Origin of the sequence: Flavobacterium sp. BFFFF1, from assembly GCF_002256285.1 — a bacterium.
Classification (GTDB): domain Bacteria; phylum Bacteroidota; class Bacteroidia; order Flavobacteriales; family Flavobacteriaceae; genus Flavobacterium.
Genome location: NZ_NKJE01000028.1, coordinates 1 through 22,970 on the forward strand (window position 1 = coordinate 1; position 22,970 = coordinate 22,970).

Below are 22,970 nucleotides of genomic sequence, written 5' to 3' on the forward strand. Positions count from 1 at the left end.
AATTGCTACTTCCCTTGTAAAATGTAACCGCTTTTTCCATAACTTCGTTTTGTCCACGCCGAGAATACTCAGCTTCGAAAGCCGCAACTGACGTGAAGCCGCCGGACGTTATGCGATAGTTTTAACGCAGCGTGACGTACAACCTTCAAAATTAAAATGTACTTTTGAAGAAGTAATTTATTTAGACATGAAAGCTGAATTAAACATCCAAAGTAAAAAGTTAGAATTGATCCAGTGGTTATCAACTATTGAAGATTTATCAGTGCTTAATAAAATTATTGACCTCAAAAAGGAAGAAAATAAAGATTGGTGGAATTCAATTTCTGAAAATGAAAAACAATCTATTGAAAAAGGATTGCAAGATGCAGACGCTGGAAAATTAAATTCACATTCAAAAGCAAAACAGCTTTATGGCAAATGGTTATAAAATCCTTTGGACAAATTTTGCTTTAAGTGAATTAGAAAAAACCATCGAATATCTTCAGGAAAACTGGACAGACAGAGAATTACGAAATCTTGCTTCAGAAATCGAGGAAACACTCAGTTTACTTTCTCATAATCCTAACCTATTCCAGGCTTCAGAAATAAAAAAAGAAATTCGCAGAGTTGTAGTTGCAAAACACAACGCTTTATATTATCGTGTGAAAGACAATACTATTGAAATCATCTCATTCTTTTCAAATCGTCAAAGTCCAAAAAAGAGAAAGCTGAAGTAAAAATTAAACCATCGCATAACAGCGGTTTCACGCAATTGCTGCTTCCCTTGTAAAATGAACCAACTTTTTCCATAACTTCCTTCTGTCCAGCCGAGTCCCGAAGCTTCGGGACAGTTCCAAATGCCGCAACTGACGTGAAGCCGCCGGACGTATAGGAAATGGCGACTCAAACTCAAGAATCCAGCGCAATTTTAAGACAGAAAATATCTTAAAACTGTCGTATGAAAACGGCTTATAAAAAATACTCAAATTCTTTACTAAAAATGCTAAGGTAAAAGTCTATTTTATACATCCGTATTCGCCCTTGGATAGGCCACAAATGAAAATACAAACGGACTCATACTAAACTATTTGCTTAAATGAAAAACCTAAGAAGTAAAGCATCAACCAATACAAGGCCAGGAAAAATAGAATTCAGGTATTGTGCTGATTCAATTGTGCGGCATTATAGCCAACGGAATACTTGATTATTGACTGTCAACCAATAAAAAAGCCCTCCCAAAAACGGAAAGGCTTTTACTATTTGGGTAATTACTCCCTTATTGCGGAATGCCGGTAACGCTTACCAGCGACATTTCAGTTTTGTTGGAAAGCCTCACCAATACAATTTTGTTTGTATCAGGATAGTAAGTGACAAGTTGTTTTATATATTGCCAACTCTGGTTCCTGTATTGATCGCCGTCGGTGTAGTTATAGCCGAAATTGACTTTTTTAGTGCTATCAGCGTATTTGTAAAATCCGTTTTGGTCAGCCGTATTGATCCAGTAATCGCCCTTAATATTCACCAATCCATAAGAGTGAAAGATTTTGGCACGTCCGTTATCCACAGCCAGTTTACCGATGTTTTTCAGGCTGCCGTCAATATTCAGTACCACCACATTTGACGGCCCGTAGTCATAGGCCTTTTCCATGAAACCAATTTCGCCCGGTCCGGGTGTAGGCGCACCCGCAGGCAGTTTTACCTCAACCTTGGCTTCTGTGAAAATGGTAATTTCATTGTTTTCAACAGCGATATGACGCATCAGTATATCCTCTGCGTTGCCGGGATTGAGTTCCCCCATCTTGCTATTGCTTAATGTCCTGCCATTATGCAGATCATAAAGGAGTAGGTTTCCAAAGTCACCTGAGCGTAGTCCTTTTGCCGGATAGTTGAACACCAATACGTATTCCTGGGAACCGATAGCGATGACATGAGGTTGGTGCAACACTACCTCAGCCTCAATATTCCTGACATCCTGCATATCAGCTGAAGTATACACGAGGTAGTGGCTTACTTTCCAGCCGGAAGCCTTCCGCTTCAACACCACTTTCCCAGAAGGACTCACTGCAAATGATTCAGTAAAGAATTTGTCTGTAAACTGGAATTCTTTCTGCCACGAGACGTTTAGCTTGTCATCAATCACCATAACGATATTTTTCTCCGGACCATCCTTTTCTTTCTGCGGCCTGTAATTGATCGCGGTAAACAGTCCGCTTTCTGATTTTTGCAACAGGGCATCGCCCGATTTGGAATTGGACACTATGGGTGTAGAAAGCAATTCGGTACTTGTGAATTTAGAAGTTGCCTTATCAAATTCGTGTTTGTAAATCACACATTTCAGTGCTTTCTTTGAATAGGTTTTTGTAAAGACAGCCAGCTTACCATCAGTACCTTCTGCAAACCCAAGGTAATCCTGAAGGGTATTGGGATCGAATTTCGGAAAATCGTAGGTAAAAGTTTCCACAAGTTTACTCTTCTGGTCAAACTTACGCAGCACCATCTGGTGCTTGGCCATCAGGCCACCGAAGTCCATCGCGGTAAAGAGATAGGTATTGTAATTGTCCTTCAATACGAAAGTCGGGTCCATTTCGGCTACAGCATCGAACTCAAATTTCTCGCCCCATTGGTAAACCTGGGAATAAGCTACCGGCATCAGTAAAAAGGCAAACAGCAGGGATAGTTTATTTTTCATAGTGTTATTATTTTCGGTAAACCTGAGTCTCCAGGCTGTTTAGTTCCCTTTCATCATCAGAAGACAATTTCATATAAATCTGGTTCTCCTGGAATTGATTCAGGTACTTTTCAGCATCCTTTTTATTGTTCAGCGCAAGGTTCAGGCGGATCAGGTTGAAATAAATGAATTCGGCTATCTTCGCATTGAAGTCCGCTTTTGGGTTCTTGTATTCAATCTTTTCCAATGTCTGCGTCCAGATGTCGATACCTTTCTGCATGTTGCTCAGGGCCATGTCGTTGACTTCCTTGTCCATTGGCTGCAATTTCTTGAGGTTCGTAGTCACGTAAATATCCGCACGGGCAAGGTCATCATATTTACCTTTGTTCTTTACGCTTTGAATCTTAACAGACTTACTTACTGTAATAAAGCCATATTGCTCATTGATAAAATCATTCAGGAACTGGATTACCTTATTTAGGTGTGCTTTTTCCTGTGCAGGCTTATTGATGTTGTTGCTTGGGGAAGAAGATATGAAAGCATACTCTGTAAAGAACGTCTTGTTGATCTTTTCAGTGCCGTTTACTTTGATAACCATTTTTGTAGGCTGGTTCGCATAAGTCTGCCCTGCGTTGTCCTGGAAGTTTACATTTTTAATATCAAGAATGATATCGACTGTACTGCCTTCCCTGGTAAAACCATTGATATTGATTTGCGAGGCAAGTACATTATTATCCATGATGGTATAATCGTTCAGGTTTGGCTCACGATATACCGGTGGGGCCGGTTTTACATACTCCGGCTTGTTTGGGAGCACCAGCTTTGGATTCTTATTTTCGCTGGTCATGGCGAGGCGTTCCAATGCTGAAAGCTTCTTAAACTCTTCCGATTCCAGCGCAAATTTTTCTTTTGCCTTGATTACATCGTTGTCATAATCTTTTAATTTCTGCTGAAACTCCTTTTCACTGTTTGCGACAGTCTGCGTATAATTTGCCTGTTCATTTTTGAAATCCTCTTTGGATTGGCGGATCACGTCATCAGCAGTCAGGTTGTAAGGCGATGTTACGGTTACCCTGAACGTACGGGAATTGGCATCGATTACTTCTTTTGGCTGTTGAAGCATCTGGAACGACACGTTTTCAGCAGATACACTCTGGGCATTTATTTTGCCAAAAATCAATAAACCAAGCAATAAACATTTGATTTTCATCATCATTAAAATTAAAATTCGGACCAAATATAGTCCTTATAATAATTATTTCGCTTTTAATAATGATTTAATAATCCAGGCAATCGGCATTGCAATGTCGTTATAAGAGATTGTTCAAAAACACAACGCCTAAATGAGCGATTTTGAAAAAGGTTGGAAATCATCTTTTGAATGACAAAAAACAATACTATAAATTGGACTACTCGCCTATGCCAATAAATTTGCTTACGATATCGCCTGATGTAATCAGATAGTCAGAATTGGATGTTGGGTTCCGATTTTTGGCTGGGAAAAATAATTATGAAAAATATTTATTATCCAAAATTTACCTGACACATAATTACCTCCTAGAATCAAGCGGTTTCACGCACCCGAGCGATATCAAACTGAGCGCAGCTAATTGCTGTTTTCGTTGTAAAATGAAATTATTTTTCCATAACTTCATTTTAGCTAACACGCTGTTCGGCTTTTGTCTTTGGTTTACCGCAGGAAATATCCTGTTCCAATAGGCAACCGGCTGTCACATGAACACAGCGTCAAGTCGCTTCGGGGAAAAGCTGCCCGAGGGTTGTAAAATCGACCAGGTGAAGAAAATCATGAAATAAAGACTACCGCCCTTTACGCCTGTCGCGTTCTGCCTTAATCAGGGATAATTCACGGCTGGTCTGTCCAGCTACAGAAGTATTTTCCTCAGCGCGTCGGATCAGGTAAGGCATCACATCACGTACGGGCCCGAAAGGCAGGTATTTCGCAACGTTGTAGCCATTCGCAGCGAGGTTGAAGCTGATATTGTCGCTCATTCCGTATAGTTGACCAAACCAAATGCGCAGGTCATTTTTTTCAATGCCTTTCCGCAACATCATTTCTATTAAAGCATAAGAACTTTCTTCATTGTGGGTGCCTGCAAAAATTGCCATCTTATCTAAATGCTGCATCATGTATGCAATGGCTGCATCATAATTATCATCCGTAGCTTGTTTTGTGGCGCAGATGGGCGTAGGATAACCCTTTTCCTCGGCGCGCTTATGCTCTTTTTCCATGTATGCACCGCGCACAATCTTCATCCCGATGTAAAAACCTTCGGCTTCAGCAACTTCATGCAACTTTTTAAGGTAGTCCAGCCTGTCATGGCGGTACATTTGTAAGGTATTGAACACAATGGCTTTTTCCTTATTGTACTTCTTCATCATCTCAGCAACCAAATCATCGGCGGCGTCCTGCATCCAGCTTTCTTCGGCGTCAATGAGCAATGCCACGTTTTTATCGTGTGCGATTCGGCATACTTTATCAAAACGGGCCACCACCCTGTCCCACTCTGCTTGTTCCTGCGAATTAAGTGTTTGCTTCATGCCAAGCTTTTCATATAACTCAAACCGCCCAAAACCCGTTGGTTTAAAAACTGCAAAAGGGATTGATTGCTTTTCCTCTGCAAAATGGATAGTCTTTAAAGTCATTTCCAGCGCGGCGTCGAACTGTGCTTCTTCTTCTTTTCCTTCCACAGAATAATCCAATACTGACGACACACCTTTCGTAAATAACTTATCCACCACCGGTAGGCAATCGGCTTCATTAACGCCGCCGCAGAAATGATCGAACACGGTAGCGCGGATCAGTCCTTCGACAGGCAAATGGGCCTTAATCGCAAAGTTTGTCACTGCCGTACCGATACGCACCAATGGTTCGCTCGCAATCATTTTGAAAAGAAAATAAGCGCGGTCTAGTTCCGTATCGTTCTTCAGCACAAAGGCATTTTCTGTATTGTTGAATATTTTTTCCATGGAATATTGATAATGATGCAAATATAAGCGGGATTTCTGAATTAGGAATTAAGATTCAGGAATAAACAATCATTGAAATTCACGTTGAAAAGCCATCGAATCGATGGGCTAGGTATTGTATAATATTAATAAACATCCGGTTGGCATTCCTGAATAAGCTTAAATCCCTACTTCAATTTGAAATCTTAAATACCAGTTTTTTAAAGAATTACCATTAGCGTATTGAAGCGTTTCATTGGTAATTTCACCCTGTAGTTTTAGCGCGTGTTCCCAGATATATTTGTTCAAGCCGAGTGTGAATTGGTCTGTATTTGGCGAATACGCCCTAATCTCGTTCGCTACTTTTTGTATGGAGAACCTCGCAATCAATTCATACTTTGATGGAAATACATAGCTGAGTTGGTAGTCCATTCCATGACCGGTAAAAACCGCCCTGGTCTGCGTCGCGTCGAGCGGATTTTGGGTGATGGGGTCTTTCGATGTACGACTCATATAGGTCGCCATCAGCGCCCATCCATTGTACTTCGCAATCGCATCCAGTAACACCGAGGACATATCGCGTGCCTCAAGCAACAAATCTCCTGTTTGTCCAGAGGCTTTCCTGGCTTTCGCGTTAAAATTGTATGCGCCGGAAACCATTACCTTCGGCTTTGGCTCACGCAGGATATCGCCTTCAAAATAGTGCCCGTCTTTCTTAAAAGTTCCAAACGGCAATAGCTCTATCTTTCCAGTATATGAAAGGCCATTGTCATCTTTTATGACATGAATATTTGGGTTGTTCGTTGTCCAATTCCTGCCCTCACCCATTGTTACCGCTGCTTTGAAATTATACGAAAATCTGTCTTTAACTTCGTTAAGGTTTGCAAAATGAAAACCAAAATCGCGGTCGATGCCGAATCTCATATTGTTAACAGAGCGATCGGATAGCTGAAGTGCTCCCGAAGAGTTCACCGTCTGGCGGGTTCCCGGCAACTTAGTAACTCCAAAACCTAACTGCCATTTTTTACTCGGCCGATAATAAACAATCGCATCACGAATAACATTCAGGTTTTCGCCTGTACGCTCTACACCAACGTCGCCTGCTCCGAAAGACAACTGGATGACATAGAGCCATTTTGGATTGCCCACAAAACCGTCGAAACGCAGCCTCAAACGGCGTACCTGTCCCTCGAAATATGGATCCTGATTTTCATTATCGAAATAGGTTACCCTGTTTTGAATCCTGAAACGTATATTGAATTGGAATAAACTATCGGGCGAAGTGATTCCGAGCCCTTTACCGTAATTATAATATGGGAGCGACGAAAGCTTCAGATCATTGTCTTTTTTAGTCCGGATAATTTCCTGGGCATTCGAACCCAGCGTTATAAAAAGCATTAAAAAAAGCGTAATCTTTTTCATGTTGTGTTGTTGTTAGCGGCGTAAAAGTAAGAATATAGTTTGAAAACTCTGGAAGCACTCCCGTGAGGAAAAAAATCCCGATAATAATTCTACACACCACAAAGCGTTACTCCACAGTTATTCTTACCTTTGCAAAAAAAATTACGAGCCATGTCAAATGTCTACTTAGGGTATCATTTTACCATTGAACCAAAGGAATTGGGTGCTGAAATATTAGTTGCGGAGTTGGGTGAAAAACCCTTTGAGAGCTTCGTCGAGACGGATTTTGGCGTTACCGCTTATGTTCAGAAACAACTTTGGACTGACGACATCCTTGATGGTATTTATTTGCTGAGTTCTCCCGAGTTTACGGTTTCCTACACCGTCGAAGAAATTGAACAGGTAAATTGGAATGAAGAATGGGAAAAAAATTTCGAACCGATTGATGTCGACGGAAAATGCCACGTACGTGCGCCGTTTCACCCGAGAACACAAGCGGAATTTGACATTGTGATTGAGCCAAAGATGAGTTTTGGTACCGGGCATCATGAGACAACACACATGATGATTCAGCATTTACTCGAAATGGATGTCAGCGGCTTAAAGACACTTGACATGGGCTGTGGTACTGCTATACTTGCCATTTTAGCAGAAATGAAAGGTGCTTCCCCTATTGATGCCATTGACATTGACAATTGGTGTTACCTTAATTCAATAGAAAATGCTGAGCGAAACAATTGTAAACACATTACAGTGTATGAAGGCGATGCAGCATTGCTTGAAGGCAAAAATTACGATCTGATTATCGCCAATATTAACCGTAACATTTTATTGAATGATATGCAGGCTTATGCAAACTGTCTTAATAAGAACGGATTATTGCTGCTGAGTGGTTTCTACGAAGAAGACATTACTGCGATTGATGCGTGTTGTTCCGAGAAAGGCTTAACTTTTTTAAAGAAATTCCAGAGAAACAATTGGGTCTCGCTAAAATATTCGAATTAATGGACACGATTGAAAAAGTTTTAGAGGAAGTACTGACCATGGACTCCATTGGGAACAGTAATGAGATTGTGCTATATAATGATGATGTGAATACGTTTGATCACGTTATCGAAACGTTAGTAAGGGTTTGCAACCACACGTCAGAACAGGCAGAACAATGCGCGCTTATTGTCCACTACAAAGGAAAATGTACGGTGAAAACGGGTTTGTTAGATGAACTTAAGCCACAGTGCTCACTGTTACTTGAAGCCGGTTTAAGCGCAGAGATTGTGTAAAAAAAATCCCTTAGCGTTCGCTAAGGGATTTTTTTTAATTTGTAGTAGCCTTTTTAAAATAGTACGTTACAGATGCCTCTGTTCCGCCAATCGTGGACGTTGCCTTAGTAGTCAGCTCAGATCCTGAAAGTTTGATTACTGTATAAGTATCTGCAAATTCTCCTCCTGTAATCGTGAGGTTTGTACTGTTGGTAAGCGCCCACGTCGCTGCATCGTCCCCAACTTCTGTACAATTGTTTTGCGGATCCTTGTTAAAAACAATATTCCTGAAATTTCCACCTTGAACGAATTCTACGTAATCCTTATCACATCCTACTTCGTTGTCCGCATACGTATCTGTGTTTGAAGCCCCGGCAATCGTAGTAACCGTTTTCGAAAGATTCCATTTGGCTACAATAGTTGGTGCTGGACCGGAATCACTGTCGCTGCTGCAACTCACCGCGGCTGTCATAACGAAAGCCAACGCTAATACTCTAAGTTTTTTCATGAGATTTAATTTTTGTTATGGGACGAATTTAAACATTCGTGGCGCTCTATCTGTTAAAATTATATTAAACATCATTATGAAATTCACATTTATTAATTTAACCAGTTAAATCCCGGATTTATCGAAAAAGGGAAATTTATCCGTAATATAATTCCGATATACACAATATCTGAAGTCGATTTTACCAATACATTACCTCAACAATACCGCTTCTGAAAGAAAAAACCGACAGTGCCATAAAGTCCGTTGCGAGAATACATTACCAAGTTTCATTGGGATTTTGCCAACATTTTCGAACCTTTCTATTGTATAGTTTTTATATAATGTCCATCTGCACCAACTACAACGTATTCGTAATACATTTGGTATTGAACAAAAAAACAAACTTTTTATGAAAAAAATTACAATATCAATTTTCCTGATGTTATTTTCATTGGGATATGCACAAGAACCGGCTTCTCCAGCCAGTGATCCTGTGCTTCCGCAAACTGACGTCATTTCGATGTTCAGTAATACCTACACAAATGTTCCGGTTGATACCTGGCAGACCTCGTGGTCAGCAGCAACGGTTTCTGACGTTCAAGTGGCCGGCAACGATGTAAAAAAGTATACTGGGTTAAGTTTCGTTGGCATCGAAACTGTTGCGAACCAGATTGACATCACAAACATGACCTATTTTAATGTGGATGTTTGGTCTCCTGACTTCAGTATTTTTAAAGTGAAGCTAGTAGATTTTGGTGCAGATGCGGCTTTCGGAGGCGGAGATGACCGCGAACATGAAATCACTTTCAACGCGCCTGCCCAAAGCCAATGGATACATTACCACATTGCACTTTCTGATTTTGAAAACCTTACTACAAGGCAACACATCGCACAATTAATTTTTGTTGGTGGCGGTGGCACTGTATTTATGGACAATGTTTATTTCAGCAATGAAACAACAACTCCTGTAGTTACCGATCCGGTCACTGCGGCCCCGGATCCCACTGTAGCAGAAGCCAATGTGATTTCGATGTTCAGCAACGCTTATACAAATGTAACGGTAGATACCTGGCGTACGAGCTGGTCGGATGCGACACTAACCGACGTACAGGTAGCAGGAAACGACGTTAAGAAATACACCGGACTCAATTTCGTAGGTATTGAAACCGTAGCGCAGCAACTGGACATTACCAGTATGACCCACTTTAATGTTGATGTCTGGTCTCCAAATTTCACCGTTTTCAAAGTAAAACTGGTTGACTTCGGAGCCGATGGTGCTTTTGGCGGTGGCGACGACGTAGAACATGAACTTACCTTCACCCCTGCGACAAACCAGTGGGTTACGCTACACATCCCAATTGCCGATTTTACTAACCTTACTACAAAGCAGCACATCGCACAACTAATTTTTGTAGGCGGCGGCGCTAAAGTATACGTGGATAACGTGTATTTCAGTAACGAAACGGTGATTCCTCCGGTAACAGACCCTGTAGTCGCTGCACCAGATCCAGTACTTCCTCAAGCACAGGTAATGTCAATGTTCAGCAATGTCTATACTAACGTTCCGGTTGATACCTGGCAGACTTCATGGTCTTCAGCAACAGTGGAAGACGTGCAGGTGGCAGGAAACGACACCAAAAAATACACATCCCTTGTTTTCGTAGGCGTTGAAACTGTAGCACAACAATTGGACATCACACAAATGAGCCATTTCAATGTCGACGTGTGGTCACCGGATTTTACAGTATTTAAAGTGAAATTAGTCGATTTTGGTGCTGATGGTGCTTTCGGAGGCGGCGACGATGTGGAACACGAACTCACTTTCACCCCTGCACAAAATGAATGGGTAACTTTACACATTCCAATGTCAGAATTCGTTAATCTTACTACAAGACAACACATTGCCCAGCTTATTTTCGCAAGCAGCAATGCCAAAGTGTATGTTGACAACGTTTATTTCAGCGACGAAGACGTCACTCCTCCGGTTACAGATCCATTGGTTGCGGCTCCAGACCCAACGCTTCCTCAGGCACAGGTACTTTCGATGTTCAGTAATGTATACACGAACGTTCCTGTAGATACCTGGCAAACGGTGTGGTCAAATGCCACTGTTGAAGATGTTCAGGTTGCTGGAAATGATACTAAAAAATACACCGGACTTAACTTCGTCGGTATTGAAACGGTAGCAAACCAACTCGACATCACTGGAATGACGTACTTCAATGTAAACGTCTGGTCTCCTGATTTTTCAATTTTCAAGATCAAACTAGTTGATTTTGGTGCTGACGGTGCATTTGGCGGCGGTGATGACGTAGAACATGAATTAATTTACTCAAACCCTGCACAAGGCCAATGGATCACTTATCATATTCCGTTATCAGAATTTGAAAACCTGACTACAAGACAACATATTGCACAGCTGATTTTTGCAAGTAGCGGCGCTAAAGTTTATGTGGACAACGTGTATTTCAGCAATGAATCAGTAGTTCCTGTGCCAACAGATCCTGTTGTTGCTGCTCCGGACCCAACACTTCCTGCAGCACAGGTAATGTCAATGTTCAGCAACGTTTACACGAACGTTCCGGTTGACACCTGGCAGACAAGTTGGTCAGCAGCAGTCCTGACTGACGTACAAGTGGCCGGAAATGATACTAAAAAATACACAGGACTCAATTTTGTAGGGATTGAAACTGTGGCCCAGCAAATGGATATTACATCGATGACACATTTCAACGTTGATGTTTGGTCTCCTAACTTTAGCGTATTTAAAGTGAAATTGGTAGACTTCGGTGCCGATGCCGCTTTTGGTGGTGGCGATGACGTAGAGCATGAATTGACGTTTACGCCAACTCAAAATGAGTGGGTTACTTTACACCTTCCTATCGCTGACTTTGTAAACCTGACTACAAAACAGCATATTGCACAGCTTATTTTTGCCAGCTCAGGCTCAAAAGTTTACGTGGATAACGTGTATTTCAGCACAGATAACCTAAATGTTGGCAATCCGGCTGCTGTTAAAATAGCTATGTTCCCTAACCCTGCGACAAACAATGTTCAGTTTACAGCACCTGAGAATATTGCTGCCATTAGTGTATTCAGCACTTTAGGACAAAAGGTTATTGAGGCTGCTCCGAATGCCACAAACGCTTCAATCGATACCAGCGCACTTAGTGCCGGTGTGTATATCGTGAACCTGACGGTCGGCGAGAAAACATCCTCTCAAAAACTGGTTATCAAATAATAACACATTAACTATAAAAAGCACGAACTTGTTTCGTGCTTTTTTTTTACACAAATTTTACGCTGCTGAAAAGATTTCTTTACTTTTATCCGATGTTGAACCAAACTTCCCAAAAATACTGCTCCTTGCTTAGATTATCTTTGCTGATACTACTGTGCAGCACCCGGTTGTTGCTTGCCCAGGATTTGCCACCTATTTTAAAATACAGTCCCTCAGTCTACGAAGCGGGCAATCAAAACTGGATGATTTCACAAGATCGGAATCATTATATCTACGCAGCCAATAATGAAGGATTGCTGGAATACAACGGTACTGACTGGACCTTGTACCCCACTCCAAATGAGACCATCATGCGCTCCGTTAAAGTGATTGGAGACAGGATTTACACAGGTTGCTACATGGAGTTTGGATTCTGGAAAAAGCAAAAAAACGGCAGACTGAAATATAATTCGCTTAGTAAAAAGATTGCGTCTGAAATACTTGCCGACGAGCAATTTTGGAACATCCTGCAATACGACCAATGGATCATTTTCCAATCGCTGAACCGCATCTATATCTATGATTCAAAAACAGGGGGATTCAACATCATAAAGCCAAAAAATCTTATTGGCAAAGCATTCAGCGCAAACCATTCCATTTATTATCAGTCGCTGAATGACGGTCTCTATGAGATTGAAAATGGCCGCAGTATACTGGTTTCCGATAACCCGATTCTGGTAAAAAACAAAATCGTAGGATTGGTTTCGGATAGTGAAGGACTGATCGCGCAGACACAATACAACGGCTTTTTTAAAATCCAGAATGGTGTCGCAACGAAATGGACAACGGAAGCCGACGACGCGTTAAGCCAAAGCAGCGTATACAGCACACAATGGTTAAGTGATGGTGGATTTGCACTGGGATGCGTTTCCAATGGCGTATTCATATTGTCAAAGGAAGGAAAGATAAGATACCACCTCACACAGACGAAAGGCCTGAGTAACAACACCGCCTTGTCACTATATGAAGATCATGACCACAACCTTTGGATTGGGTTGGACAATGGTATAAACTGCGTCAACCTGCAGTCACCAGTTAAGAGTTTTACCGATGATACCGGCGTGCTGGGTACTGTCTATGCCTCAATTTTATACCAGGATATCTTATATATCGGTACCAATCAAGGATTGTTTTACAAAAATTGCAATTCAAACGACACCTATCAATTTATCAACGGTACCAAAGGGCAGGTTTGGTCCTTATTCGAATATGAAGGTACTTTATTCTGCGGTCACGACATGGGAACTTATATCGTTCGGGGAAACAACGCAACGATGGTCTTTTCAGCGTCAGGAACGTGGAGATTCGAAACCGCACCCGGAAGACGTGATCTTTTGCTGCAGGGGAATTACTATGGTATCTCCGTACTACAGCAAGTCAATGGCAGTTGGTCTTTCAGGAATCGCATTAGTGGTTACGATTTTTCGGCGAAGTATTTTGAACTCACTTCCAGGAAAGACATCTTGATCAGCCACGAATACAAGGGCATTTTCCGAATGCATGTCGACTCAGATTACCGAAAAGGCTCCGGACTTAAGACCTATTCCACGCCTACGAAAGGCAAAAACGCAGGCCTTGTAAAGTTCAACGGACGTATTTATTATGCCTATAAAGACGGCGTATTCAGGCTCGACGAAAAGTCAGGCAATTTTGTAAAAGATGGTTTTCTAAGCAACATATTCGAAAAAGACGAATATACCTCGGGCAATCTTATCGTTGACAATTCCAACAAACTCTGGCTGTTTACCAAAAATTACATCAACTATTTTTCACCGGGAAAATTGAGTGCGGGACTGAAGCAAAATGTCATTCCTATTCCGGCCTCGCTTACCAATTCGATGTTGGGATATGAAAACATCAGCAGGATAAGCGGTTCCAATTATCTAATCGGCACTACCGATGGGTATTACACATTAAATATTGACGACTTTGGTGTGAGCAATTACAAAATCATCATTACCGGAATCGCTACAAATAAATTAAACGAGGCGCCGAACTACATCGACATCGACAAGGGTAGCGATATCCGTTACAGCGACAATAACATCTCTTTTACGTATACAGTACCGGAATTCAACAAGTACATCAATGCTGAATACGAATACCTTTTAGAAGGCTTGCAGGACCAATGGAGCACGCTGTCGTCAAAATCGACGATAAATTTTAAAAACCTTGGTGCCGGAACTTACACGTTTAAAGTCCGCGCGAAAATTGGAAACTCTTATTCCGAAAATGTAGCACAATATCAATTTACAATACTAAAACCTTGGTACGCCACTAATTTCGCGATCATCGTCTATGTGGTTCTAATTATGATTATGGGACATTTCATCAATAAATCGTATAAGAATTTCTATCAAAAACAAAAAGAAAAACTGATCGAGGAAAATAACCTGTTGCTGGAAATCAAGGAATTGGAAAATGAACAGCAGTTGATGAAAATCAGGAATGAACAACTAACCATGGACGTCGACAGTAAAAACCGGGAGCTCGCCGCGTCAACCATGAGCCTGATACAGAAAAATGAGTTGTTAACTTTGATTAAGGATGACCTGAAGAAAACTACGGATGACCCAAATAACCGAAGTATCAAGTCCGTGATTACCACCATTAACAAGAACATTAACGAAGAGGACACCTGGAATGCTTTCAAAGAAGCTTTCAATAATGCCGATAAAGACTTTCTGAAGAAAATAAAACAGGCACACCCTGCGCTGACTCCAAACGATTTAAGGCTCTGTGCTTACCTTCGCCTGAACCTCTCCTCCAAGGAAATTGCTCCGTTACTGAACATTTCAGTACGCAGTGTCGAGATAAAGCGATATCGTTTGCGGAAGAAAATGGATCTGGAGCACGAACAAGGGCTTGTCGAATACATTTTATCGATATAGTCAAACACAACATTTCTAAATTTCCCCTATACATTACCACAACAATAACCTTGTAATAACACTAAAAGCAAGGAAATTTCTGCTCCGCGAAATTTTAGCTTTGTTCTTAATTTTCTGTTAACATTGGGTTCGCATGACGAAATGGTAACGATGAAGGCCTTTTTTTACATTGTATGTTTTTTGTTGTGGCATTTTTTGGCAGATTAACACATTTCACCCATAATTTTATTCCAAACAAAAAAATATAAAACATGAAGTCAACTTATGCACTATTTTATTTGCTGTTGTTTTCGGTATTTGGCTATGCCCAAGGTTACGATATCGGAGGGACGGTAAAAGAAGAAAAAACCGGCCTACCCATGCCCGGTGTCAACGTGGGTGTCAAAAACTCACTGAAGTCCGTACAAACCGATATGGATGGTAATTTCAACCTCACAGGGATTCCTGCCGGAAGTGTAGTAGTATTTTCTTCGATCGGTTTTACAAATTATCAATACAAAGTGACTGAAAGTGCCAACAATGTGTCAGTGCTTTTGAAGGAAGACAGTAAAATGCTTGACGAAGTAGTAGTTATTGGTTACGGAACCCAACTCAAGCGAGAAGTTACCGGTGCAGTGGGTGTCGTAAATGCAAAGACGATTGAAAGGCTCAAACCGATAAAGGTCGATCAGGTACTGCAGGGTGTTGCAGGGGTAATTGTGAGCGGAGGGACTGGAGCACCTAACTCATCTTTCGACGTTAAAATCCGCGGTGTCGGTTCCAATGGGAACACACGCCCTTTAGTAATTATTGACGGTTATGCCGGGAATATGAGCGATCTTAATCCAAGTGATATTGAGTCCCTGTCGATTCTTAAGGATTCGCAGGCCGCCATCTATGGTGTAGGTGGTGCTAATGGCGTCATTCTGATAACTACCAAAAAAGGAAAGAAAAATACCAAAGCACAGGTTCGATACGCGGGTTACACTGGCTTCCAGGAAACGACTCGCCAACTGCCATTGCTGAATGCCACCGAATATGCGCTGTTGCTGAATGAGAGCTATGCTAACGGCGGACAAGCACTACCTTTTCCAAATGCTTCAGGATTAGGCAAGGGCACCGATTGGCAGGGAGAACTGTTTAAAAAAGGAGCACCTATTATCAACCATGAATTTAGTGTCAGTGGCGGGTCTGAAAAGATTACCTATAGCGTCAGCGCATCCGATTTGACACAAGAAGGCATTATCGCTGATTGGGATAAATCGAGATTTAAACGAAATTCTGCGAGATTATCGCTGGCCATGGACATTAGCGATAAGTTGAAGGTAAATACCAATATTACTTACACCTATTTCAATTCCAGAGGCTTTAATGACAATGGACTTGGATCGGTATTATTTAATGCTGTGAATATACCTGCTACATTGACACCTTATGATGCAGATAGCAACTACACGCTAGTACCGAACACGCCAGGATTAGGGATAGAAATCATCAATCCACTAGCACAATTAGCCAATACTTACAATGATGGTGGATATAAAAAGATCAACGGAACGTTCGGAATAGACTATGAGCCAATTACAGGACTCACTATGACAACTCGAATAGGTTTCAACACTGGCCACGGGTATGGAAAGAATTTCTCAAAAATGGTGAGCTATGGAGGAAAGGTGTTTGATGTGAACCGTAGTCGTGTAGATCAGAGTACCTCACGCAACGATGACTATACCTTTGACCTCTTTGGTAATTACAAGAGAACAATCGCAGAGAACCATAACTTTACTTTAACGGGAGGGATGACAATTACGAAAGAATGGGGCAGCGGACTTTCTGCATCGGCCTACGATGTGCCCAATAATTCTTGGGAGTTTGCCGATATTTCCCTTGCTAATGGTTACAACGGGCGCGATGTCGGTTCTTATAAGTTTGATGAAAGGCAATTGTCGTATTTCGGTAGGTTGCAATATGATTACAAAGGAAAATATCTCGCCTCGTTTATGGGTAGGCGCGATGCGTCGACTAAATTTGGTCCAGCTAACACCGTAGCTTATTTCCCTTCGATGACGGCTGGGTGGGTTATTTCAAAAGAAGGATTCTACGGCGAAGAGCGTTTTGTGAGTTTTATGAAGCTTCGCGGCAGCTATGGTAGCCTTGGAAACGATAGAATCGGAAACAACAGGTATGCCTCACTTTTAAATGGAGAGGCCACTTATGTGTTTGACGGTGCACTAGCTAATGGTACAGCTATTGGGACTTTGGCAAATCCTGAAGTACTTTGGGAGAAAGCCAAAAAACTAGACATCGGACTTGATTTTAACTTCTGGAAAAATCGTTTTACTGTCGTCGCCGATTATTACGACGAGAGCAGAAAAGACTTGCTGATTGACGGTCTTCCCGTATCGGGAATAGCAGGAGGCAGCGCTCCAGGCAGTGGCTCACCAACCGTAAATGCCGGTACTATTAACAACTCAGGACTTGAATTTTCAATCGGATACGCACAAAGCCTGTCAGATAAGTTCAAAATTGATCTCAATTACAACTTTACGACTATTCGCAACCGGGTGACTGATGTAAAAGGAGAAGATAATATTCTACAAGGCGGTAATTTCGGCGTAGGCCAACCGCCAATTTCCAGAATGCAGGAAGGGTATGCTATCGGGTACTTTTACGGATACCAGACCGACGGAATTTTCCAGAATGCGGATGAAGTAAATGCCCATCCTTCACAGATTGCATTAGGTGCAGAGGCACAACCTGGGGATATTAGGTTTAAAGATCTAAATGGCGATGGTGTCATTACTGCTTTAGACAAGACCAACCTTGGTGATCCAATTCCGGATCTGATCATGGGTTTCAACCTGAGCATGGTATACAAAGGGTTTGATTTCTCGGTTTATACTTACGCTTCATTAGGCAATGATATCGTAAGAAACTATGAACGTACACTAAGTGATGTAAATAGGCTTGATTATGTTCTCGACAGATGGACAGGTGAAGGAACGAGTAATACGGTACCCCGCGTTACAACCGCTGCCACAGGCAATAATGTATTTTCTGATTATTTTGTCGAAGATGGTTCTTACTTAAGAATCCAAAATATGCAGTTGGGATATACGCTCTCTCGTGATTTTACAAGCAAAATCGGCATTGACAAATTGAAGTTGTATGTTGCTGCTAACAACCTGTATACTTTCACAAAATATAAAGGATACGATCCCGGCGCAGTAGGTTCTGCACCTATCGGCGGAGGTATTGATAACGGGTCCTATCCTGCAGTCCGTACTTATATGTTAGGCGTAAATATCAATTTTTAATACAACAGAAATGAAAAAATATAGCATTACATTATTAATCGTTTTGACAGCACTGACACTTTCATGTAGTGACGATTTCACGAAACGCGAGCCACCTTATTCAATCGATTCCGAAAACTATTTTAACTCGGAAGCAGATTACAACCAGGCACTAATCGGTGCATATGATTTGTTACAATCTACTTACCTGAATGCCATGCTTGGTGAAATTGCCTCCGACAACACGGCCTCCGGCGGGGAAAGTGCAACAGACGTTATCGGGTTTCAGCAGATTGATGACATGACGCACACACCCGTAAACGCAAATCTTAAGAACCTATGGGATTGGATGTTTGCCGGAGTAAACCGCTGCAACTACATCATCGAATTTAAAGACAAAACTGATTTTGCAAATAAAAACCAGGTGCTCGGTGAAACCTATTTCCTGCGCGCCTACTACAATTTTGAACTCGTAAAATGGTTTGGCCCGATTCCGTTGAAAAACGCAAGGTTCTCTACCTCCGATGTGACTTCGCTCCCACGCGCTTCCGTATCAGAAGTATATGCCTCCATCGAATCAGATTTGCTTTTTGCAATAGACAACCTGAACCCCGTACCAGCACAACAAGGAAGGGTAACCAAAGGTGCAGCACAAGCGTTATTGGGTAAGGCATACCTATACCAGGATAAATTTACTGACGCCGCCAATGTACTCGAGGCGTTGATTGGTACCAACACCTACTCTTTAGTGGCAGATTACAACGCCATCTTTGAAAATGCCGGAGAGAACGGCGCTGAATCCGTTTTTGAAGTACAATACACAGACCTTGAGGGTGCCGGATTTGGCTGTTTACAATGTAGTGAAGGAAACGTCGCTGTTGGTTTTAGTGGCATCCGCAACTACACTGGCCCACTGTTTGACTCAGGGTTTAGTTTCAACGTACCCAGACAGGAAGCCGTAAACGCTTTCGAAATCGGAGACAACCGCAAAAACGTCGCCATCTTGGACATCGTGGCGTGGGCAGCGGCAAACGGCGCTTCATATGGCACAGGATATAAACATACCGGATATTTTAACCGCAAATACCTTCCAAGAAAAGGCGATGCAAATATCGGTGACCAAAACTTAACCAATCCGAACAACTACCGCGCCATTCGCTATGCCGATGTACTGCTGATGGCTGCTGAGGCACTTAACCGTGGCGGTATCGACGATGGTAGGGCTAGAAATTACGTAAATTTGGTCAGGAGACGCGCATTCGGGGATTTGAACCACGACCTCACATCATCCGGACCGGCGTTAACAGACCAGATTCTTGCAGAAAGAAGAACAGAACTCATGGGCGAAGGACACCGTTTCTTCGACCTCGTAAGGACCGGCAAAGCCGCAGCAGAAATTGAAGGCTTCACGCCAAACAAAAATGAGCTGTTTCCGGTGCCTATTGAAGAAATACAATTTTCTAACGGAAACTGGCAACAAAACCCAGGATATTAATACAAAAAAATAATATGAAAAATTTTAAATATTTTATCGGATTATTTGTCGCCGCATTGTCCATCGGATGTTCTTCCGACAATGATGTGATCGACAATGTTGACAGCGCTGAGGCGCCAAGCGAAATGTCCGCGTTATTCACCATTACGCAGGATAACACTGGAAAAGTGACGATTTACCCAAACAGTAAAGGCGCTACATTGTATGATGTCTATTTCGGGGACGGCACCGCAGAACCAGCGCACATGACTCCCGACCAGGGAGGTATGGAACACAATTATGCCGAGGGCACTTACGAAGTCCGAATTGTGGCTTATGGCATCAACGGAGAATCCACCGAATTCACCAAACCATTGACCGTGACTTTCTTCGCTCCGGAAAATCTTGAAATCACCGCAACGCCTGAAACCGGAAATCCTTACAAAAAGAATTTTACAGCCAAAGCAGATTTTGAAACGTTCTTCCAAATCTATTTTGGAGAAGATCCTAACGAAACCCCTGTTTCCTTCAACGAAGGAGAAACAGTTTCGCACACCTATGCGACTGTAGGGACTTACACGGTAAAAGTGGTAGCACTAAGCGGTGGCGCAGCTACTACCGAATCGACCACAACAGTTACTGTTATTGATCCGCTTTTACTTCCTGTCACTTTTGAATCTTCAAATACAATTTCGTTCGGGGATTTTGGTGGTGCCGTAGGTGCTGTGGCCAATAACCCATCACAGTCGGGTATCAATACAAGCAATAAAGTAGGCCGTATCACCAAAAATCCAGGTGCTGAAGTGTGGGCCGGAACATCCTTCCCACTCGACCAGGTCATTAATCTTACTGCAGATGGTGCTATCATCACCATCAAGGCTTATTCGCCAGCTCCCGGAAAAATAGTGAAACTGAAACTCGAAAATATATCGAATAATACTTTAAGTGCCGAAGTTGATGCTGTTACCACAGTAGCAAACCAATGGGAGACGTTGACATATAACTTCTCCGCGGCCAATAATGGCAATAATTTCCAACGTGTAGTTCTTTTCTACGATTTTGGAAACAACGGAACCGGTTCAACCTTTTATTTTGACGATGTCAAACAAACAACCGGACTCCCTCAAATCGGGTTGCCATTGACATTCGACAACAGCGCACTGACTTATGCTTTTACCGGATTTGGTGGTGCCAATACAACAGTGGTGGACAATCCGGCATCAGGCGGCATTAACACTACGCCAAAAGTAGCAAAACTGGTAAAAAACAGCGGATCAGAAGTATGGGCGGGCTCATTCATCAACCTGCAGCAACCCATTGATTTCTCAAGCCAGCAAAAAATTAAGATCAAAGTATGGTCGCCACAGTCTGGCATCGTCGTGAAGCTGAAACTGGAGAACTATGCCAACGCAAACATCAATACTGAAGTCGACGCCACCACAACGACATCAAATGCATGGGAAGAACTGACCTACGATTTTACAGGTGTTAACAATGCCAACAACTATCAGCGTGTTGTAGTATTCTTCGCTTTCGGAACTGCCGGAACAGGAGCGAGCTACTATTTTGACGATATCAAACTTTCAAATTAACTATGAAAATGAAAAAATTAATTCAAAAAACAGCGTACGCCCTCGCTTTCATTTTTGCCTTCGCAGGATGTCAGGATGACGAACACAATTTTGGCAATGTCAACGCGCCCGGAAACCTTCAGGTAGCAACTGAAATTGTCGGACAGGATGCAGATAATCCTAATGGAGATGGAAGCGGATTTGTGAACTTTACCGCAACAGCCACTGACGCCATAAGCTACAAGTACATTTTTAGCGATGATACCAATGCTATTTCCGGAAGCGGAGAACTTTCAAAAAGATTTACGCAGCCCGGACTTCACACCTACACAGTAACTGTTTTGGCCAATGGTACCGGAGGGGTTTCCACCAGTACTTCATTTGAAATCACGGTCCAAAGTAATTTCAAGGACGATGAAGCCGTGCAATTTTTAACAGGCGGAAGTTCTAAAAAGTGGTATTGGGCAGCATCTGAACTGGGACACCTTGGTGTAGGACCTAACAGTGACAATGCAGCACAAAACTATTTCGGGTTCTACTATCAGGCCCAACCTTTTGAAAAAGCCGGATCACCTGACAGCAGCTGTCTGTATGATAACGAACTCACCTTTTCGCTCGATGGCACAACGCTGAAATACCAATTGGATAACGGTGGAAGAACATTTTTTAACACGGCATTCTTAAGCGTCGGTGGTGGTTCGGGCAGCTCCGACTTATGCCTGAACTATGATGCGAGCGGCGTTAAAACAGTAACCTTGTCGCCGTCTGAATCTATCGTTCCTGCAAACTTAAAAAGGGGCACAGCAATGACCTTTTCCGACGGAGGATTCATGGGCTATTACATTCAGCAAAGTACTTATGAGATCATGTCCATAACCGAAAACCGTATGGTGGTACGCGCAGTAATGGGCGGAAACGAAGCTTTGGCATGGTACCATACTTTCAGTACACAACCGCCGACACAACCAAGCGACGATACGTTTGATAACCTTGTTTTTGAAGATAATTTTGATGTCGCCGGCGCACCAGACCCAACGAAATGGTCTTACAACATCGGTGCCGGCGGATGGGGCAACAATGAAGTGCAGTACTATACTAACAGTACAGACAATGCAATCGTGGCAGACGGTATGCTCAAAATAACAGCAAAAAGACAAAATCTGTCTGGTTCCGAATTCACTTCTGCCCGACTCGTCTCTGAAAATAAGTTTGAGTTCACATACGGGAAAATTGAATTCCGTGCCAAATTACCAACCGGCGGCGGAACATGGCCTGCGCTTTGGGCGCTTGGACAAAATTATGCGACAAATACCTGGCCAGCGTGCGGCGAAATCGACGTAATGGAACATAAAGGAAACAATCCTAATGTCATATATGGAACGTTGCATTATCCTGGCGCTTCCGGAGGTACTGCAAATGGCAACAACACGACGATAACCAATGCAACTACAGATTTCCACATCTATTCTGCAGTCTGGTCATCCACTTCGATCAAGTTTTACGTTGATGGCAATTTGTACCATTCGTATGCAAATGTTGCAGGCTCGCCATTTAACGCAGATTTCTTCCTGATCATGAATGTGGCGATGGGCGGAAATTTCGGTGGAACAATCGATCCGGCTTTTACACAATCTACTATGGAGGTGGATTATGTAAGAGTATATCAATAAGACATTACAATTAAACACTGTGCAGCAAGCCGGTAGCAATGCCGG

15 protein-coding genes are annotated in these 22,970 nt (G+C 42.3%); 10 read left to right on the forward strand and 5 right to left on the reverse strand.

Features of this window, described 5'->3' with window-relative positions; translation table 11 throughout:
• Window positions 1–187: 187 nt before the first annotated feature.
• Window positions 188–427, forward strand: a complete 240-nt coding sequence (locus CFE23_RS13950) for a hypothetical protein (protein WP_291089141.1) — start codon at window positions 188–190, stop codon at window positions 425–427.
• Window positions 411–716 carry a type II toxin-antitoxin system RelE/ParE family toxin gene (locus CFE23_RS13955; RefSeq protein ID WP_291089143.1) on the forward strand — a complete coding sequence of 102 codons (306 nt, stop codon included), beginning with the start codon at window positions 411–413 and terminating at the stop codon, window positions 714–716. Before CFE23_RS13950 ends, CFE23_RS13955 begins: the two co-directional genes overlap by 17 nt.
• Before the next feature lie 539 nt (window positions 717–1,255).
• Here the strand turns inward: CFE23_RS13955 and CFE23_RS13960 are convergent.
• From CFE23_RS13960 to CFE23_RS13975, 4 genes are all read right to left on the reverse strand, one after another.
• Complete coding sequence (locus tag CFE23_RS13960; protein WP_291089144.1) at window positions 1,256–2,668, reverse strand: hypothetical protein; 1,413 nt, start codon at window positions 2,666–2,668, stop codon at window positions 1,256–1,258.
• Between the two features lie 7 nt (window positions 2,669–2,675).
• Window positions 2,676–3,857: a hypothetical protein gene (locus CFE23_RS13965; RefSeq protein WP_291089146.1), complete on the reverse strand. Its 1,182-nt coding sequence runs from the start codon at window positions 3,855–3,857 to the stop codon at window positions 2,676–2,678.
• Between the two features lie 608 nt (window positions 3,858–4,465).
• The gene (locus CFE23_RS13970; RefSeq protein WP_291089148.1) at window positions 4,466–5,635 is read right to left on the reverse strand and encodes a proline dehydrogenase family protein; all 1,170 of its coding nucleotides are present in this window, start codon (window positions 5,633–5,635) and stop codon (window positions 4,466–4,468) included.
• 159 nt (window positions 5,636–5,794) lie between these two features.
• Window positions 5,795–7,036: a porin gene (locus CFE23_RS13975; RefSeq protein ID WP_291089150.1), complete on the reverse strand. Its 1,242-nt coding sequence runs from the start codon at window positions 7,034–7,036 to the stop codon at window positions 5,795–5,797.
• A 150-nt stretch (window positions 7,037–7,186) separates the two neighbouring features.
• Here CFE23_RS13975 and prmA point away from each other — a divergent pair, with 150 nt between their 5' ends.
• Together prmA and CFE23_RS13985 are read left to right on the forward strand one after the other, a co-directional pair.
• Window positions 7,187–8,020, forward strand: coding sequence for a 50S ribosomal protein L11 methyltransferase (gene prmA / locus CFE23_RS13980; RefSeq protein ID WP_291089152.1), 834 nt, complete (start codon window positions 7,187–7,189; stop codon window positions 8,018–8,020).
• Entirely contained in the window at window positions 8,020–8,295 is a 276-nt protein-coding gene (locus CFE23_RS13985) for an ATP-dependent Clp protease adaptor ClpS (protein ID WP_291089155.1), read from the forward strand. Before prmA ends, CFE23_RS13985 begins: the two co-directional genes overlap by 1 nt.
• A 34-nt stretch (window positions 8,296–8,329) precedes the next feature.
• Here the strand turns inward: CFE23_RS13985 and CFE23_RS13990 are convergent, their stop codons facing one another.
• Complete coding sequence (locus tag CFE23_RS13990; RefSeq protein WP_291089158.1) at window positions 8,330–8,782, reverse strand: lipocalin family protein; 453 nt, start codon at window positions 8,780–8,782, stop codon at window positions 8,330–8,332.
• A gap of 391 nt (window positions 8,783–9,173) precedes the next feature.
• Here CFE23_RS13990 and CFE23_RS13995 point away from each other — a divergent pair, with 391 nt between their 5' ends.
• The 6 genes from CFE23_RS13995 to CFE23_RS14020 all read left to right on the forward strand — a co-directional run bounded on the left by CFE23_RS13995 (window position 9,174) and on the right by CFE23_RS14020 (window position 22,925).
• Entirely contained in the window at window positions 9,174–12,005 is a 2,832-nt protein-coding gene (locus tag CFE23_RS13995; protein WP_291089161.1) for a T9SS type A sorting domain-containing protein, read from the forward strand.
• 125 nt (window positions 12,006–12,130) lie between these two features.
• Window positions 12,131–14,935, forward strand: a complete 2,805-nt coding sequence (locus CFE23_RS14000) for a triple tyrosine motif-containing protein (protein WP_291089163.1) — start codon at window positions 12,131–12,133, stop codon at window positions 14,933–14,935.
• 251 nt (window positions 14,936–15,186) lie between these two features.
• Window positions 15,187–18,231 carry a TonB-dependent receptor gene (locus CFE23_RS14005; protein WP_291089166.1) on the forward strand — a complete coding sequence of 1,015 codons (3,045 nt, stop codon included), beginning with the start codon at window positions 15,187–15,189 and terminating at the stop codon, window positions 18,229–18,231.
• 10 nt (window positions 18,232–18,241) lie between these two features.
• Entirely contained in the window at window positions 18,242–19,705 is a 1,464-nt protein-coding gene (locus tag CFE23_RS14010) for a RagB/SusD family nutrient uptake outer membrane protein (RefSeq protein WP_291089169.1), read from the forward strand.
• Window positions 19,706–19,719: 14 nt separating this feature from the next.
• The gene (locus CFE23_RS14015; RefSeq protein WP_291089172.1) at window positions 19,720–21,276 is read left to right on the forward strand and encodes a PKD domain-containing protein; all 1,557 of its coding nucleotides are present in this window, start codon (window positions 19,720–19,722) and stop codon (window positions 21,274–21,276) included.
• An 8-nt stretch (window positions 21,277–21,284) separates the two neighbouring features.
• On the forward strand, window positions 21,285–22,925 hold the full coding sequence (locus tag CFE23_RS14020; protein WP_291089175.1) for a family 16 glycosylhydrolase: 1,641 nt from the start codon (window positions 21,285–21,287) through the stop codon (window positions 22,923–22,925).
• Window positions 22,926–22,970: the final 45 nt, after the last annotated feature.